The organism is Escherichia sp. WS547, from assembly GCF_046486065.1.
Taxonomy (GTDB): Bacteria; Pseudomonadota; Gammaproteobacteria; order Enterobacterales; family Enterobacteriaceae; genus Escherichia; species Escherichia coli.
Genome location: NZ_JBJQMA010000015.1, coordinates 29,746 through 47,147, shown reverse-complemented (window position 1 = coordinate 47,147; position 17,402 = coordinate 29,746). Strand labels below are relative to the sequence as shown.

General features: G+C 46.6%; 16 protein-coding genes, 1 tRNA gene and 1 pseudogene. 8 read left to right on the top strand and 10 right to left on the bottom strand.

Annotated elements, in window-relative coordinates:
- Window positions 1-33 precede the first annotated feature (33 nt).
- Window positions 34-378, top strand: coding sequence for a DUF2002 family protein (locus ACJHWK_RS14460; protein WP_000281320.1), 345 nt, complete (start codon window positions 34-36; stop codon window positions 376-378).
- A gap of 36 nt (window positions 379-414) precedes the next feature.
- On the opposite strand, the gene alaE is transcribed toward ACJHWK_RS14460, so the two are convergent.
- Window positions 415-864, bottom strand: coding sequence for an L-alanine exporter AlaE (gene alaE / locus ACJHWK_RS14455; RefSeq protein WP_000492658.1), 450 nt, complete (start codon window positions 862-864; stop codon window positions 415-417).
- A gap of 666 nt (window positions 865-1,530) precedes the next feature.
- Between alaE and stpA the strand changes: the two genes are divergently transcribed.
- Window positions 1,531-1,935, top strand: coding sequence for a DNA-binding protein StpA (stpA, locus tag ACJHWK_RS14450; RefSeq protein WP_000115383.1), 405 nt, complete (start codon window positions 1,531-1,533; stop codon window positions 1,933-1,935).
- Window positions 1,936-1,981: 46 nt separating this feature from the next.
- Here the strand turns inward: stpA and ygaP are convergent, their stop codons facing one another.
- Complete coding sequence (ygaP, locus tag ACJHWK_RS14445; RefSeq protein ID WP_001229454.1) at window positions 1,982-2,506, bottom strand: thiosulfate sulfurtransferase YgaP; 525 nt, start codon at window positions 2,504-2,506, stop codon at window positions 1,982-1,984.
- A gap of 9 nt (window positions 2,507-2,515) precedes the next feature.
- Window positions 2,516-2,815 (bottom strand): ArsR/SmtB family transcription factor, encoded by a 300-nt coding sequence (locus ACJHWK_RS14440; protein WP_000137280.1) that lies wholly within the window; start codon window positions 2,813-2,815, stop codon window positions 2,516-2,518.
- A 182-nt stretch (window positions 2,816-2,997) separates the two neighbouring features.
- Here ACJHWK_RS14440 and ACJHWK_RS14435 point away from each other — a divergent pair, with 182 nt between their 5' ends.
- Together ACJHWK_RS14435 and kbp are read left to right on the top strand one after the other, a co-directional pair.
- A complete protein-coding gene (locus tag ACJHWK_RS14435) occupies window positions 2,998-3,156 on the top strand; it encodes a YqaE/Pmp3 family membrane protein (protein WP_000508177.1) in 159 nt (52 codons plus the stop codon).
- A gap of 83 nt (window positions 3,157-3,239) precedes the next feature.
- Entirely contained in the window at window positions 3,240-3,689 is a 450-nt protein-coding gene (gene kbp, locus ACJHWK_RS14430) for a potassium binding protein Kbp (protein WP_000522417.1), read from the top strand.
- Here the strand turns inward: kbp and csiR are convergent, their stop codons facing one another.
- The 7 genes from csiR to ACJHWK_RS14395 all read right to left on the bottom strand — a co-directional run bounded on the left by csiR (window position 3,690) and on the right by ACJHWK_RS14395 (window position 13,629).
- Complete coding sequence (gene csiR, locus ACJHWK_RS14425) at window positions 3,690-4,352, bottom strand: DNA-binding transcriptional regulator CsiR (RefSeq protein WP_000156814.1); 663 nt, start codon at window positions 4,350-4,352, stop codon at window positions 3,690-3,692.
- A gap of 20 nt (window positions 4,353-4,372) precedes the next feature.
- Entirely contained in the window at window positions 4,373-5,773 is a 1,401-nt protein-coding gene (gene gabP / locus ACJHWK_RS14420; RefSeq protein ID WP_001295173.1) for a GABA permease, read from the bottom strand.
- Window positions 5,774-6,010: 237 nt separating this feature from the next.
- A complete protein-coding gene (gene gabT / locus ACJHWK_RS14415; protein ID WP_000097652.1) occupies window positions 6,011-7,291 on the bottom strand; it encodes a 4-aminobutyrate--2-oxoglutarate transaminase in 1,281 nt (426 codons plus the stop codon).
- Window positions 7,292-7,304: 13 nt separating this feature from the next.
- Window positions 7,305-8,753: an NADP-dependent succinate-semialdehyde dehydrogenase gene (gene gabD / locus ACJHWK_RS14410; protein ID WP_000772878.1), complete on the bottom strand. Its 1,449-nt coding sequence runs from the start codon at window positions 8,751-8,753 to the stop codon at window positions 7,305-7,307.
- Window positions 8,754-8,775: 22 nt separating this feature from the next.
- Window positions 8,776-10,044 (bottom strand): L-2-hydroxyglutarate oxidase, encoded by a 1,269-nt coding sequence (lhgO, locus tag ACJHWK_RS14405; protein WP_001521108.1) that lies wholly within the window; start codon window positions 10,042-10,044, stop codon window positions 8,776-8,778.
- 19 nt (window positions 10,045-10,063) lie between these two features.
- Window positions 10,064-11,041 carry a glutarate dioxygenase GlaH gene (glaH, locus tag ACJHWK_RS14400; RefSeq protein WP_001521107.1) on the bottom strand — a complete coding sequence of 326 codons (978 nt, stop codon included), beginning with the start codon at window positions 11,039-11,041 and terminating at the stop codon, window positions 10,064-10,066.
- Window positions 11,042-11,376: 335 nt separating this feature from the next.
- Window positions 11,377-13,629 (bottom strand): alpha-amylase family glycosyl hydrolase, encoded by a 2,253-nt coding sequence (locus tag ACJHWK_RS14395; RefSeq protein WP_001521106.1) that lies wholly within the window; start codon window positions 13,627-13,629, stop codon window positions 11,377-11,379.
- A gap of 559 nt (window positions 13,630-14,188) precedes the next feature.
- On the opposite strand from ACJHWK_RS14395, the gene ACJHWK_RS14390 reads away from it, so the two are divergent.
- From ACJHWK_RS14390 to ACJHWK_RS14375, 4 genes and pseudogenes are all read left to right on the top strand, one after another.
- Window positions 14,189-14,264: transfer RNA gene (locus ACJHWK_RS14390), tRNA-Ile, on the top strand.
- 756 nt (window positions 14,265-15,020) lie between these two features.
- The gene (locus ACJHWK_RS14385; protein ID WP_410234863.1) at window positions 15,021-16,475 is read left to right on the top strand and encodes a DUF5507 domain-containing protein; all 1,455 of its coding nucleotides are present in this window, start codon (window positions 15,021-15,023) and stop codon (window positions 16,473-16,475) included.
- A gap of 381 nt (window positions 16,476-16,856) precedes the next feature.
- Window positions 16,857-17,003, top strand: a pseudogene (locus ACJHWK_RS14380) (recombinase family protein); the annotation flags it as partial.
- 222 nt (window positions 17,004-17,225) lie between these two features.
- A complete protein-coding gene (locus ACJHWK_RS14375; protein ID WP_001120794.1) occupies window positions 17,226-17,345 on the top strand; it encodes a hypothetical protein in 120 nt (39 codons plus the stop codon).
- Window positions 17,346-17,402 lie beyond the last annotated feature (57 nt).

Below are 17,402 nucleotides of genomic sequence, written 5' to 3'. Positions count from 1 at the left end.
TAGGCCCGCGGTTGATAATAACGAGGATCAAATATGTATTTACGACCAGACGAGGTGGCGCGCGTACTTGAAAAAGTCGGTTTTACTGTCGATGTGGTAACCCAGAAAGCTTATGGTTACCGCCGTGGGGAAAATTATGTCTATGTTAATCGCGAAGCGCGAATGGGACGTACCGCCCTGGTGATTCATCCAACATTAAAAGAACGTAGTTCAACACTGGCTGAACCCGCTTCCGATATTAAAACTTGCGATCATTATCAACAATTTCCGCTCTATTTAGCGGGTGAACGTCATGAGCATTACGGTATCCCGCATGGCTTTAGTTCGCGTGTTGCGCTTGAACGTTATTTGAATGGTTTATTTGGCGAAGCCAGTTAAAGACGCGACTGGCGATGCCAGTCGCGAAAAGAAGGCTCAGGCTTTTACCTGCTGGTAACGGCTGACTTTAAACAGTCGGCGGCAATAATCGAGGAAGTAGCCATAAACCGCCCCCATCAACATCGAAACAACGATGTTTGAACTGACCGCCGCCATAATCTGATGCCAGTCTGCGCCCACCACTAACAAGATCGCCACATACACCGGTGACTGGAACGTCACATAAGCCATGATATCCGCCAGATTTTTTATCCAGCCCGACGGGCTAACTTTGCGTGCTGCGCGCATAAACAGATCGCGGTACATACCGTATGGCCATGCAATTAAGATGTTCACCGGAATCGCTACCAATCTGGAATAAAAAGACTGTTCGAAGCTCATTCCGGAGAGGAAAACTTCAATACACATGTTCACGACAGAACAGTAAACAACCATCGCGAACGTATCTGCAACTGCATGACGCAAGCGTGACTGCGGTGAGAACATGCTAATGCTCCTTAATAAAAGCGTAATGGGATGTGAATGGAGATGAAAGCAGTGGATCTCATTGCCATCTGCATTTTCGCATAGCGTATATCGCTGGCTATGACTAATCAATTAGTGAAAAATTTTTATTTAATCTGTTTTTGTAGATAAAATATTCCGTAACGGCGCGTTTTTTGTACATTGTGGATTTTTACATGCCAATATGATTTATTTTTAATTAAATCAATTGGATATGTGTTTACCTTTATTTTCACTCATGAAGGTTTGGGGGGAGGTAACGCTATAAGCGTAGAGAATTCGGTGTATGTCGTGACCGGGTCATTTTCAGCATTTTTTATGCCAGATAATGTACATTGACAGCAGAAAGCACCAGTGATAGATGTTTTCTTTTATTCTGTTGAGTTGCATTTTTATTCACTTTGGTTTTGTCAGGCTTGCGGAATTAGCGAGCAGAGAGCGCCGCTCTGCTCACAAATAACCTAAATTACTCATCAAAATGGCTAATATATAATCTTGAAATTATTCTGAGAGTTTCAGAAAATAACAGCTGAAATAATCTCGCGCAGGACTGTAAATAGATTAAATTTTGTGGAAATATAATAAGTGATCGCTTACACTACGCGACGAAATACTTTTTTGTTTTGGCGTTAAAAGGTTTTCTTTATTATGTCCGTAATGTTACAAAGTTTAAATAACATTCGCACTCTCCGTGCGATGGCTCGCGAATTCTCCATTGACGTTCTTGAAGAAATGCTCGAAAAATTCAGGGTTGTCACTAAAGAAAGACGTGAAGAAGAAGAACAGCAGCAGCGTGAACTGGCAGAGCGCCAGGAAAAAATTAGTACCTGGCTGGAGCTGATGAAAGCTGACGGAATTAACCCGGAAGAGTTATTGGGTAATAGCTCTGCTGCTGCACCACGCGCTGGTAAAAAACGCCAGCCGCGTCCGGCAAAATATAAATTCACCGATGTTAACGGTGAAACTAAAACCTGGACCGGTCAGGGCCGTACACCGAAGCCAATCGCTCAGGCGCTGGCAGAAGGTAAATCTCTCGACGATTTCCTGATCTAATTACTGAGGCCGGATGTCGCTGCTATGGCGCGTCCGGCGTCGCTTCTCAAGCTCGTTGGTTCCAAGGCATCTTATCTAACAACCTTGCCATCCCACAAAAACCGCTAATTCCTGCAAACAGTAACCCGGCACCAACAAAGCCGCTTAATAAGAAGAAACCGCTATTTACGGTATAACCCAGTACAACGCCGATTAATATTAAACCACCTGCGGCGATCTGCACCTGGCGCATTAACGGCAAGGGTTGAGATTTATTTACCGCTACTGGCAATCCTGCTTTTTTCCAGCCATCAATCCCATCTTCGAGTAAAAAGATTTCTGCGGGGGCGGCAATCGCTGCTAATTTATCGGCGTTATTACTGGTGCGTTTACCTGCCTGGCAGTGGAATATAATTTGCTCGCGACGTAATTTAGCCGGAAGACCTGACTGTTCGAGCACGGATAATGGAGCCAGATCTGCTTCAGGAATATGTTCACGAAGATATTCATCAGCGTCACGAATATCGATTAACTTTGCGCCGCGTGCGATTAATTCTTGTGCATCATGCGGCGAAATGGTTGTCAAAGCCATAGTGACTCCTTACGGACAATAGACATTTTTAAGGGTGGCGATAATGGCATTTACCGCCTCATTTTTAATGGAATATAGAATGCGTTGGGCATCCCGTTGGCTGTCGATAAGCCCTTCGTCCCGCATACGAGCGAGATGCTGTGATGTTGCAGAGGCACTCAGTCCGGTAATGCGCGTCAGCTCTCCCGCGCTCGTGCCGGGGGAACCGCTAAGCATGCACAGAATCAGCAACCGTTTAGGGTGGCTCATTGCTTTCAATAAGGCCGCTGCCTGTTCGGCACTGGCCTGTAATTGCGCGAGTTCAGTCATAGTTATTTAAGTGTTTTCTAAATTAAGTAAACTCTAAACTAAAAATGCAACATATACCAGCATCAGCAGCGTAAATGAGAGTAAAAGCGTAAGCTGAAACTGGCAGGCTCCGCTAAAATTACTACGCTTAAGAGATAAAATCTCTTTTTAAACAATGAGTAATTTTCTTATAGGGAGTACATATGGGTTTCTGGAGAATCGTCATCACCATCATTCTGCCGCCGCTCGGCGTGCTGCTCGGTAAAGGGTTCGGTTGGGCGTTCATTATTAATATTCTGCTGACACTGCTTGGGTATATCCCCGGTTTGATTCACGCGTTCTGGGTGCAAACCCGCGATTAAACCTGTGTTCACCCCCGCGGCGTTAACGCGCCGCGTTCCTCTGCTACACTTTCTGAGTGTTTCCGTTAACGAATGAGGTAGCTATGGGTCTGTTCAATTTTGTGAAAGATGCCGGAGAAAAACTCTGGGACGCGGTTACAGGTCAGCACGATAAAGACGATCAGGCGAAGAAGGTGCAGGAGCATCTGAACAAAACCGGTATACCTGATGCCGATAAAGTGAACATTCAAATCGCCGACGGCAAAGCGACGGTCACGGGTGATGGCCTGAGTCAGGAGGCAAAGGAGAAAATCCTTGTTGCGGTGGGAAATATTTCCGGTATTGCCAGTGTCGATGATCAGGTGAAAACGGTGACACCAGCCACTGCCAGCCAGTTTTATACCGTTAAGTCTGGCGACACTTTGAGTGCCATTTCCAAACAGGTCTACGGTAACGCCAATCTGTACAATAAAATCTTCGAAGCGAATAAACCGATGCTCAAAAGCCCGGATAAAATTTACCCGGGGCAAGTGTTGCGTATTCCTGAAGAGTAGTTAATTGCCAGCCATTGCCTGCTGGATAATGGGAATTGGCGTCAGTAAATGCTGGCGCATTAACTCACTGGCGCGCGCGGTATCTCGCGCCAGTACCGCCGCAGTCAGGGTCTGGTGCTGATCGCGTTTATCTTCCAGCATTTCCACCGAAAGCACTGTTCGCCGCAGCCAGATAAATCGATAGCGCGCCGCCAGATCAAACAACCGTTCACGCATTTGCAGCAAATAGTGAGAACCACAGCCTGCCACAATTGCAGTATGAAATGCCTGATGACGCAGATCCCACTCATCAAGCATTTTCTCACTGGCGTCACAGGCCTCCAGCTTACTGAGCAGATGCGCTTTTGCGAGAACGTCTGCCTCCCATTCATCGCCACCGCGGGCAATCGCCAGACTGACCAGCATCGCTTCCATATTGGCGCGGGCGTCGAAAATATCGAGCAGCTCCTGCTCTGACATAGACGCCACCCGATACCCTTTTTGATTCACCACCGTGACCAGTCGTTCTGCTACCAGTTGCGAAAGCGCTTCCCGCAACGGCCCAACGCCAAGTGCATAACGCGATGTCAGCAAACTCATCCGTAATTTTTCATCCGGTTGAAAGTTTCCGCGAATAATATCGTTCTTCAGCCAGCGATAGCCATCCAGAGACGTAATGGTCATGGTGTGACTCCTGATCATTATTAGCGCGTATTATGAACGGGTGTTTTTTGCCACAATACCAGCTTTTTCCAGCGAGCCATAATTGGCACGGTACAGATAATCCCTATCGCTAATAAGCCGGTGGAGATCACTTCTAACTGTTGCGCCGGGCGGAATAGCATCACTACCAACACAAAGGTAATAAAGCCGATGACCAGCCAGGTGAGCCACGGATAAAGCCACATCCGCAGGCGAATTTCGCTTCCTTCTGCTCGCAGAATTTTGCGCATCCGCAATTGTGAAACGGCGATGACTAAATAAACCAGCAGGGCGATAGCGCCGGAGCTGTCGATCAGAAATTTAAACACTTTCGCAGGCGCGTAATAATTCACCACCACCGTTAAAAATGCCGCACCGGTCGAGAGTAATACCGCCACATACGGGGTTTTACTGCGGTTGATTTTACCCATTACCGCGGGAGCATCACCGCGACGGCTTAAGGAGTAGAGCATTCTGGAAGCGGTATACAGCGCCGAGTTCAGACAGCTGGTTACGGAAAGTAATATCACGCAGTCCATGATTAATTTCGCATGGGGAATATTGAGTAATTCCAGAACCGAGCGATAAGATCCAACGGCTTTCAGCCCCGGCATATTCCACGGTATTAATGCCACGACGACAAAAATAGAGCACAAATAGAAGATAGAAATACGCCAGATAACCGAGTTGGTAGCGCGGACAATATGTTTTTCCGGCGTGTCGGATTCCGCGGCGGCAATGGTGACAATTTCTGCGCCCATAAACGAGAACATGGTGATCAACATCGCGCTTAATACCGCGCCGAAGCCGTTGGGCATAAAGCCGCCGCTATCCCACAATCTTGAGATCCCGCTCACTTCGGCATAAGGGTAAAAACCGCTAATTGCGACTGCACCAAGGAAAATAAAGGCCAGGATAGCGATGACTTTGCACAGCGCCAGCCAGAACTCAAATTCGCCGTAGTTTTTAACGCTTAATAAATTACTGCCAGTTAAGGCGAGGGTAATGACGAGGGAAAATAACCAGATGGGAATGCCTGGAACCCACGAGTGCAGGATCATGGCGGCGATGTTGGCTTCCAGCGGGATAACCAGTACCCAAAACCACCAGTACAACCAGCCGATGGTATAGCCCGCCCAACGACCAATAGCTTTATCTGCATAGGTGGAAAACGAACCCGTGTCGGGCGTGGCAACCGCCATTTCCGCCAACATCCGCATAATCATAACCACCAGTAATCCGGCGAACAGATAGGCCAGTAATACCGCCGGGCCCGCTTCGGCGATGGCGACGCTGGAACCGACAAACAGACTTGCGCCGATAACACCGGCAATAGACAACATGGTGACGTGGCGTGACTTCAGCCCGCCGCCTAACTCATGTGGTTGCGATGATTGCCCCATCCTGAATCCTCTCGAAAGTGTGTCACTTGGGAGAGCGCCCCGACATTTCCCGCGTCGGGTCACGCGTGTAATTGTTATTGGTTCTTTTTACCGGAGAGCGGCTCCGCCTTATCCGGCCGACATAGATTTATTCCTGTTCACGTACAGATTGTCGGATGCAGCGTAAACGCTTTATCCGACCTGGATTCGCGTAGGCCGGACAAGACGCGCAGCGTCGCCTCCGGCATGGGTACGGATCTACTGCTTCGCCTCTGCAAAACACTGGCTGATGATCTCCAGACCCTGACGGATCTGAGCGTCTTCAATGGTGAGCGGTACAAGGATGCGCAGCACGTTGTAATACGGGCCGCAGGAGAGAAGAATCAGGCCCTTATCGCGGGCGCGCGCCACGATCTCGGCGGTGAGTTTTGCGTCCGGTTTGCTGTGATCGCCATCTTCAAACAGCTCGATGGCGATCATCGCTCCCAGCCCGCGTACGTCGCCGATCTCAGTATGTTTTTCGGCTATCGCCAGCAATCCGTCTTTCAGTTTCTGCCCCAGATCGTTGGCTTTTTGTAGCAGATTTTCCTGCTCAAACACCTTCAACACTTCCAGCGCAGCCACGCAGGCAATCGGGTTACCCGCATAGGTGCCGCCCAGACCGCCTGGAGCGACGGCATCCATCACTTCCGCGCGCCCGGTGACGCCCGCCAGCGGGAAGCCGCCCGCGATCGATTTCGCAAAGGTGGTAAGATCCGGCGCAACGCCCATCTGCTCCATCGCAAACAGCGTGCCGGTACGCCCCGCGCCGCTCTGCACTTCATCGGCAATCAGCATGATCCCGTGCTCGTCACACAGCGCGCGTAAACGCTGCATAAAGGCTGGCGTCGCGGCGTAGAAACCGCCTTCGCCCTGAACCGGCTCAATCACGATGGCGGCGATATCTTCCGGCGCAGCGTCATTTTTAAAGATCCGGTGGATGCTGGCGATAGCGTCATCTTCACTGATGCCGTGCAGCGGGCAAGGATAAAGCGCGCGATAAACGTGCCCAGGCATCAGTCCCATGCCCGCAGAGTACGGATTCACCTTGCCGGTCAGCGCCAGCGTGTAATGCGTGCGCCCGTGATACGCGCCGCTAAAGGCGATGGTACCGCTACGTTTGGTGGCGGCACGGGCGATTTTCACCGCGTTTTCCACCGCTTCGGAACCGGTCGTAACCAGCAGCGTTTTCTTGGCAAAATCGCCCGGCACCTTCTGATTCATAATCTCGCACAGCTCCAGATACGGCTCGTAGGCCAGCACCTGGAAGCAGGTGTGCGACAGTTTTTTCAACTGCGCTTCCACTGCCGCAACCACTTTCGGATGCAGGTGCCCGGTATTGAGCACCGCAATCCCGCCCGCGAAATCAAGATACTCACGGCCTTCAACGTCCCACACCCGGCAGTTTTCCGCGCGGTCAGCGAAAATCGGGTGAATTTGCCCAACGCCACGGGGAATCGCCTGACTGCGGCGCTGCATTAACTCTTTATTGCTGCTCATTCGCGTTCTCCAGTTAAAGACCGATGCACATATATTTGATTTCTAAGTAATCTTCGATGCCATACTTCGAACCTTCACGACCCAGACCCGAGGCTTTAATGCCGCCGAACGGGGCCACTTCATTGGAAATAATGCCGGTATTGATGCCGACGATGCCGTACTCCAGCGCTTCGCCCACGCGGAAGACGCGGCTTAAATCACGGGCGTAGAAATAGGCGGCAAGACCAAACTCGGTGTCATTGGCTTGCGCAATCACATCGGCTTCATCTTTAAAACGGAACAGTGGGGCGAGGGGGCCGAACGTCTCTTCTTTCGACACTTTGGCGTTGGCTGGAACGTCCACCAGAATGGTCGGCTGGAAGAAGTTGCCGCCGCGTTCATCCGCTTTACCGCCGCAAACCACACGCGCACCTTTCTCCAGCGCATCGGCAATATGCTCTTCCACTTTTGCTACCGCTTTTTCATCAATCAGCGGCCCGATGGTGACGCCATTCTCCAGCCCGTCGCCGATGTGCAGTTTGCTCACCGCCTGCTGTAATTTTTCGGCAAAGCGGTCATACACGCCGTCCTGCACGTATAAACGGTTGGCGCAGACGCAGGTTTGCCCGGCGTTGCGGAATTTCGAGGCCAGTGCGCCTTCCACGGCTTTGTCGAGGTCGGCATCGTCAAAGACGATAAACGGCGCGTTGCCGCCCAGCTCCAGCGACACTTTCTTGATGTCTTTCGCGCACTGTTCCATTAACTGGCGGCCAATTTCGGTCGAGCCGGTAAACGACAGCTTGCGCACCAGCGGATTGCTGGTCAGTTCGTTACCGACCGCGCCCGCCGAACCGGTGACCACGTTAAATACGCCAGCCGGAACGCCTGCGCGAATCGCCAGCTCCGCCAGCGCCAGCGCAGAGAACGGCGTCTGACTGGCGGGCTTCAGCACCATGGTGCAGCCTGCCGCCAGCGCCGGACCGGCTTTGCGGGTAATCATCGCCGCCGGGAAGTTCCACGGCGTGATAGCCGCGGTGACGCCAATCGGCTGCTTGATAACAATCAGGCGTTTATCGGCCTGATGACCAGGAATGGTGTCGCCATAAATGCGTTTGCCTTCTTCGGCAAACCACTCAATAAAGGAGGCGGCGTAGCTAATTTCGCCTTTCGCTTCAGCCAGCGGTTTGCCCTGTTCTAGGGTCATCAGGCGCGCTAAATCGTCCTGATGCTCCATCATCAAATTGAACCAGTTGCGCAGAATGGTGGCGCGTTCTTTGGCGGTGAGCGCACGCCAGGCGGGCAGAGCGCGGTTGGCGGCGTCGATAGCGGCGCGGGTTTCATCAGCGCCCATTTTGGGCACGCTACCCAGCTTGTCGCCGTTCGCCGGATTGGTGACGTCGATGACCTCGCCATTGTTGGCGTCCAGCCATTCCCCGTTAATCAACGCCTGCTGGCGGAATAAGTTACTGTCGTTAAGTTTCATTGTTACGTCCTGTTTTCAAAGGTTATTGATTAAATGCGGCGTGTAAGGCATCCACACTACGTGCCGCTCGCAGCGTGCGTCCGGGGTTACTCTGGCTTGCCAACAGCGTTTGTACCTTGCTGACAATATGCGCACCAATAGGAATTGCTGATGTCGCTGCCGGGGAGGGCGCATTGCAGGTGTGGATCGTGCGCGGGGTGGTGACAAACAGAAAATCGTCAATCAGCTTGCCGTCCGGCGATACCGCCTGCGCCCGCACACCGGCGGGCCAGGGCTGGAGATCGCTTAACGAAAGCCGGGGACAATACTTTTGCACCAGCCGCAAATAGCCGCTTTTGCACAGCGAGTTTTTCATCTCGCCCAGTCCTGAGCGTAGATGGTTTTGCAGCACCCGGCGAATCCCCGACGAGCCTAAAATCTCCAGCGTGTCACTAAACGAGAAATCGCGCTTGCGATAGCCTTCGCGTTTAAAAGCCAGCACCGCGTTTGGCCCGACGGTCACGCTGCCATCGATCATGCGGGTGAGATGCACGCCCAAAAATGGCATCGCGGGGTCGGGAATGGGGTAAATCAGGTGGTTAACAATCTGGTTATGCTCCGGCGCAAGGCGGAAATACTCGCCACGGAACGGGCAGATAATAAAGCCCGGTTCGAGGCCGAGCATTTTCACCAGCCGGTCAGCCATCAGCCCGGAACAGCTAATCAGCGTCGATGCTTCATATTCACCGCCCTGACGGGTACGTATCACCACGCCGTTTTTATGCTCACTGAGGGCGCTGACTTCGGCGTTATGAATAATCTCGCCGCCTCTGGCCTGGAAGATTTTTGCCATCGCCGCCGTCACTTCGCGATAGCTGACAATGCCGCTGGACGGCACAAAAATGCCGCCGAGCCCGGTGATATTCGGTTCGCGCTCGCGCAGCTCCTCGGCGTTTAACCACTCGCGCTCGATACCGTTCGCCGCCGTGCGTTCCCACAACGCGCGCATCCGTTCCATTTCGAGTTCAGAGGTGGCGACCAGCATCTTGCCGCAGTTGTCATAGCGAATGCCGTTTTGATCGCAAAAGGCTTTGGTGGCGCGGTTCCCCGCCAGGCAAAACTGCGCCTTTAGGCTGCCGGGCGTGTAATAGACCCCGGCATGGATCACGCCGCTGTTGTGACCCGTCTGGTGACAGGCCGGGCCGGACTCTTTTTCCAGCAACGCAATGCGGGCATCCGGATAGACATCAATCAGTTGCATGGCGGTCGACATGCCGATGATGCCGCCGCCAATAATCACAAAATCATACATCCGCTCAATTCCTTTGCGCTTACTGATGCGTCTGGTAGTGGTTAGTGGCGTAAGCGAAATAGCCACGCTGACGCATCAGTTCACGGCGCAGATCCGGGTGCGGAGTAAAGCGGTCGCGACCGTGCAGCCAGAACAGGTTGTTTATCAACAGGAATTTGCCAACGGGAACGGGTACAGAAAGAATGCCTTGGCTGGTTTCAATGGCATCGGAAAGCTCGCTCAACCACACGCCTTCTTCAAAATCTTTTGGCTGGACGAACTGGTCGATATAACGCATCACCGGGCGACCCTGTTGATCAACGTCGAACACTGGATGGAAAACATCTTTGCTGACGTTTTTGCTCGGCGGCGCGGCAAAGCGCATCGGGCGACGCGCCAGCGGGTGGCGGAAATAGTGGTCCAGATGTTCCCAGTCATCGAGATGCAGCAGCAACGAATTTCCACCCTGCATGTTCTGCTCGTCGATTTTCATCATCAGCACATAGTCGGTGATCTCTTCGACGTAGGTGCCGTCGTTGTGCAGCTCCATTACGCGGTGCGGCTGACGCAGATAGCTGTCTGAGTTATCGACATTTTTCACCACGAATCGCGCGTAATACTGACCGCTCATCGCATCGAAATTTGAGCGACCAATCAGATGCGCTACCGCCGTTGCCAGCTTCACCATCTCATCCGCTTGCTTCACATCATCGACACCCACCGCATTGATCAACAGCGCACCTTCAGCACGGTTTAGCAGGGTCTTCAACAGCAATGGTTGCAGCTGGTTCGCACACAAATCGTCAAGAATTTTGCCTACCCGAAAACGCAGAAAAGATTTGTACTCCAGCGCCTGCACGGGCCATTCGGCAACCTGTTCGAGAAACTGTTTGGTCGTCTGTTCGGTGAAGGTGAGTTCCAGCAGGCGCGGGGATTGCGCCGACGGGGTGAGGGTGAATCCGCTATAGTCCTGGCCTGAATCGACAGCGTTGTTTTGTACGGCGGTCAGTGCATTCATCAGAAGCGATCCTCTTATGAGATGTAGGGTGACATGGCGATGCTCATTTCGTAGCCATAATCTAAAAATATCTACATTTCTGAAAAATGCGCACAAATGCGCCATATTGTTTCTTATTGTGATCAAAAGCAACAAATTGGTAACATTTAACGTAGGGTATTAAGGCAAAGTGAGACAGGAAATGAATAACTAAAGCAACAGGTTAGGGGGGGATTACCATCAGAGAACAGATTATCTGGTCGATAAAAAACGGTAAATGGCTTCACTGCAAAATGACCGTTAGTAAACTAAACATATTATCTGCCCCGTTTTAGCGGGGCAGATATAACATTAAATTACAAATAGAGATAGTTCGGCGGTTCTCCAGTTTTCCCTAAAAGAAGAGCGCTACGCCCAGGAATATTGATATTTAGAGTTCCGCCTCTAAGCGTAAATGCTTTACCAGGGGGGATAATTTTTCGGGTATTATTAATAATAATGTTAACGCTATTACTCCCCATGTTTTTATATATTCCAGGTTGCAATTTGTTAGGCCAGGTACCTTCAACTTCTTCGTTTCCTTTATTTATTATAACTAGTCCATCATGAGGAGAGTGATTAATGTTCACAGAATCCCCACGACTAAAGGCCAGAACGTTTTTAGTTGCAAATACCCCCTCAAATGCGCTCCATATTCCTGCTTTATCTATATATAATGCGTGGAATTCATTGTAGAGCTGCTGATAGGTAGAGCAACCTTTATTAAGCCACGCCTCACCGCCGACACGAGTGGACCCATCATCATTTTTAATCTCAGTCGTTGATTTTAATACCTGACCATCCCAGTAAACTAAAGGCCTGCTGAACGGGAGAGCGGCCATATATGCCATTGCTAATTGTTCATCTTGCTGATGGTTAAATAAAAAGTCATTGAAAAGATTACCATTGTTAGGGAAATCGTGGTTGATGTTAATCAATATCCGTCTTTCTGATGGGATGCTTGAGATTGTGGAGCCCGGTTTTGATGCAAGAGTTTGGAGATCGCCACCGAATGAAAAGGCTTTTATCGTCTTCATGAGCAATGAAAAATCAATGGCGCTTAAATCATCTCTTTCATAAAGCAGCGATGACATTTGTTGTTCATCTAACGGACAAGTTACCAGGTATTCCATGTAATTCATAACAGCTTTTTTTTGATATTTTGGATTAAATAAATTTGTATTGTGCAACCGCTCATTATAATTTTTAAGCGGTGGGGTTATCGACCTCTCTATTTGTTCATGTTTTGAGTGTTTTGCTGCATCATAACGTAAACCTCGTACGCCATATTTTCGCATTTCACGAACGTATTGATTTTGCAACATAATAACCTGGTCACTTTTGGGTGTTGTTTTAGGCATTCCATTTAAACGCTTTTCTTTTAATGCATGGAGGTTTTCCCATTCATCCTTAGAAATATTATCTTTACTTGCTTCGAAGTCTTTTGCAGTGAGATGTATATCTTCTGGATGGATTTGGTCACGTTCTTTTGTTACTGGATCTATAATAAAGGGAATCAAGACCTGACCTTGCCAATAGCCAGGGATACCACTTTCTATATCTTTACTGATCTTCGCTCGTATATCGGCAGAGGGATAATCCAGATCATTTTTACCACTACCCCCGATTCCCATAAAGTTAAATGTATAATCAGGGATGATATCGATACCAAATTTTTTGGCATCTTTAACCAATGCGATAAAATCCTGCAAATCTCCCATTGGATTATGAATAGTACAAAGATCTTCGGGTTGATAAGCGTGAAACCAGTAACCTTTTTCTTCTTCGGGAGTTTCTGGTCCGTCGGCGCGGAAAGTGGTTACGGGAGGGATTTGTATATACCCATAATGACAACGTGCAAACTCAGATATATTTTTCCTGATTTGTTGATAGGTGGCATTAAAAGCATGAAGAATCGCTTCGCCAGGTTTTTTGGGGGTGATGATTTCACATTGTGATTTCTGAACAGCAGTAAGAGATTTACGCTCAAGTGTTTGCCGTAGATGTTCTGGATTGATTAATATTTTAAATGTTTCTTGCTGGCCGGTAGGTGACGTTACGTTAATATTATATACATCAGCTGCCAGTTCATAGTCAGGAATGTTAATAGCATATGCAACATACTTATCTTTTGGGGACGGTTTGTCAGATATAATGTGAGTAAAATGTTCAGCTGGACCATACTGATGAACACCGCTGTTATCACCTCTTTCAACCATTGTATCTCGTTGATAAACCCATGTTTTTCCTTCTCCTATCCTGTCTGGCGCTGTAATGCTACGCTGTGCTGCTTTATTCAACTCTCGGTAAGTTGTATCTGGAAAAAGGGAAATTTTATAATCGTTTTTTAACAGATCATTAATAACTTTTTCTGCGTGAAAAGTTGATATAATTTCTCTGTCTTTTAAATCCTGAGGATAAACTCCACAAGAATTAATAATATTTGTTATACAGTTTAGATATTCTAATGTATTTAATTTGGAATTTAGATCCCCGTCAGTAATGTTCCATGATAACAATGTGGGGTTGCCGATAGGTAAATTTCTTGGTCCTGGTTTTATAGAAAACATAATAAAGTTCCTCTAATGGTAGAGTAATATGGTGTATACGGAAACATAAAAATGTTTAATTGTTGTGAAAGTAATTGCAAACAGATGTCCTACTTTTATCCAATATTTATATGGAAAAGGATAATGCTTAAATCTGTTTTTTTAATTATCGATGTGGTCTGGAGAGGCAACTGTCAAAAATCGCTCATACGAAACTAATGATTAGCAGAATAAGATCTATGAAAGAATATATTGCTATATGAAGTTTATTTTTATGGCGTGAAAAGTAACAGATATCATAATGATGCGAAAACTCTTCAGTTAATGTAATAAAGTTATATTATTAGATACAAAATCATTACAAACTATCATTGAATCGATGGTAACTATAAATAGTGCTAAGTATTAGCATTTGCTTGTTGACTGAGAGTATCGACTTTGTGAATGGAAGTGGTGTCGGGTTTTATGTCGCAGGTAATGACGACCCAGGATGAATGAGAACGCATAAAAATCTGTTATTTACATCATAAGATCATCATGTTTATTGCGTGGTATATAAGTATTGTTATTGCATACTCAAGGCCCTTTAGCTCAGTGGTTAGAGCAGACGACTCATAATCGCCTGGTCGCTGGTTCAAGTCCAGCAAGGGCCACCAAATCATTATTCACGTATCAGGAAGAGTTAAGGTTACAAGGGGGACTCGATGGCGGTCAATATTTCACGACTAACGCCATTTTAAAGAAGCAGTGCGGTAGGTAGTTTCGAATGAGGGCTGGTGTTTTGGTACGTGGCACGCCACTGCAATGTATTTATCCATCAGTACTCATTCAAAAGTACCTGGAAAAAATGCCCGCTATGCCAAGCGGGCAAATTGCTTACATGTGGAATTAAGTAATTAACGATAAAGCCAGAGTATTATCATTTATCATGCCTCTTCATTTAATCAGGTTAATTACTCAAATCACTGAACTATTCTCTGTTCGCTCACTGATGATAAGTGAAGTGTCACAACCACGATTTGTATGTGGACCAATGCCGTAGAGTAAGGATGAAATGTCTCTGCCACGCCTTAAACATCTACTACTGACTAGAACCGCCGTCGAATGCAGAAGAGTCTTGTGAGCATTACAGGAGTCTGGCTTTGGTCATTAATCAACGCTATTTAGATATAAATTTCTAACACTCAAAAAACGATTCTCACGAATAAATTATAACGGGTTGTTTTTATCATACAGTGAAATAACCTTTTGTTTATTAAATTTAACATTCCTGTGCTAAATTAATTAAAAGTGCCATGTATAGCATATGAAGCTGTTAATGCCAGCAATTGTCTCAAATGAGCGATTTTTTATAGTGACAAACAATAATAACATTAAAAATAGCCATGTAGACATTAACTGAGGAATAGACAATGTTAGTTAGTAAAAGCAACGAAATTAACACTAGCACATTTATAAATAGTGGAAGTTGTAATGAAAGAAAATCTTCTAAATCCATGGAGTTACTAGCTTATAGTATTATAAAATTAATTTGTAAAGAAGCTGCCTCAGGGACGTATAACGGTGCTCTTGAAATTTTACAAAAAATGATGTCTGAATGTAAATATCATGAAGGCAATGCTTTTGTCATTATGGGAGCCGGAGAACAATTAAAACGTATTAAATATGATGCTAATGAAAATAAATTAAAAGTATACAACGTACACTTTGATAATAATCAAGAGTTAGTTGCTGATGGTGAGCCTGACGTAGTATTTTTAAAAAAAACGGTGTGGGAAGACCTTCTCGTTAAACTAAAGCTGGAGAACAAAGAAAATGCGGTTTCTGAAATTAACCTGTCATCTAATAAAAATAATGTTGATCAGTTTATTGAATGCGCTAAGAGAAATGAACAGACCCTATTCGGCAATATAAGAAAAAGTGATTTTCATGTTGCTTCACTTCAGCCAGGTAGAACGCGTAGTGTTATTTCAGAAACGCCGCCAAATGACTGTATGGAATCACATAATTTATATGAAAACCACACAGATACGGTTTCAACTGTAACTAAAAATTCTCAGCAAGTTAAAGGTCACTATGGAGATAAGTTGAAAGAAATGCAGTTGTTCCTCAACCAGATGAGCAATGCACTTCAACAGGATTCATCTTTGTTAGAGTCAAAGGAACACACCATAGATATTCAAGAAAAAACGAATAAGTTTGTGCAGCATTTTCAGCGGGTATTATTTGATAAAAATGGAAGGTCATCAGAGTTTCTACTTAATTTTTATGAGTGTTGCTATAAGTTTTTACCAAGAGCGCAGCCTCAAGATAAAATCGATAGCTATAATTCAGCACTGCAAGCTTTTTCCATCTTTTGTTCATCTACGTTGACACATAATAATGTAGGGTTTAATTTCAAATTATTTCCAGAAGTCAAGCTGTCTGGAGGAGAGCTTGAAACGGTATTCAAATACAAAAATGGTAATTTTGTCTGGGAGATAGCCAGAATTAAAATTACTCTCCCAAAAGAAGAGGGTGGTTTATATAATTTACGTGGATTGGATTTTAAGGGATGCTTCTTTTCTGGACAGAACTTCAGTAACTATGATATTCAATATGTGAACTGGGGAACGTCATTGTTTGATCTTGATACTCCATGTATTTTTAATGCGCCTGCTTACAACAAGAGTAATAAAAAATCATTAGAACGCGTCAGCGAAAACGGTTTAAGTGGAGTCTTGTCTGATCGTAATAAAAAAATAAAACTAATCACGGGTGTGGCACCATTCGATGATATTTTATTTATGGATGATGACTTTGATGATAACTCCCCTGATGATGGTCCCGTTGAGAATAGTCCTGTTGTGAATAGTCCCCTTGTATGAAGTTCTAAAAGTAGTTTTCAATGATAAATAAATGGCTATTTTTACGAAGAGATAATAACGTAGATTGAAACAATATGTATTATTGATTAAGTAAATGGGGTTATTCTTCACACTACATCCATTTTAGTGTCACTACCAAAGAAAAAGGGGCTACGTTTTCATGTAACCCCTTGATTTATTTGGTGGGCTAGCAGTGACTGAATTGGTGCTGTAATTGGTTGAAATATTTCATCTAATGTCTGGTTCAACTTTCCTTAGCTGCCTGAAAGTTTTTTTGATATTACCCAGCAATAACAGCGTTACGGTGTACCACGCCTGACTGATGAACTGCGTGCTCAGAGTTACCACTTCAGCGCATAACCGTGGCAGCAGACCCGGACTGAAAAACTGCTCAGGACATTATCGGCAGGGTACGCACTGCTAGTCTGTAAACTGAACCGACTGGGGCGCAGTATGTGGCATCTTGTCGTGCTGTTGGAGGAGCTGTGCAAACGTGGTATTAACTTTCGTGCTCTGGCCCAATCTATATTTCCCCAACAATGGGGGGACGAATGCTGTAAAAGTAAAACAATCTGCGATCTCAAAGTTATTGTGTGATTTTTATGTGAGCAGAAGATATTCATCAGAAACGATTATGTAAATCATTTTATTTTTCCGACGGCTTCAATGTCGAAAGAAAAGAATACGCCGTATTTCCTGAAAAGATTGACTTTTTTATCCAATCATCCTTCAGCACAATGTCTTAAAAAAATGCCTCATTCTTATGCGGAATATCATCATTTCATCATGATGTCTTTGATGAGCGGTGAACACAATACACTTGCGCTGTCTCTTCAGGATGAATCCCCTGGTCTGGTGCCTGTGGGCTGATGTTGCAGCAAAGCTAAGGTCGCTTAAACGCTACTCAGTATTCACTTTTCAGAGGAT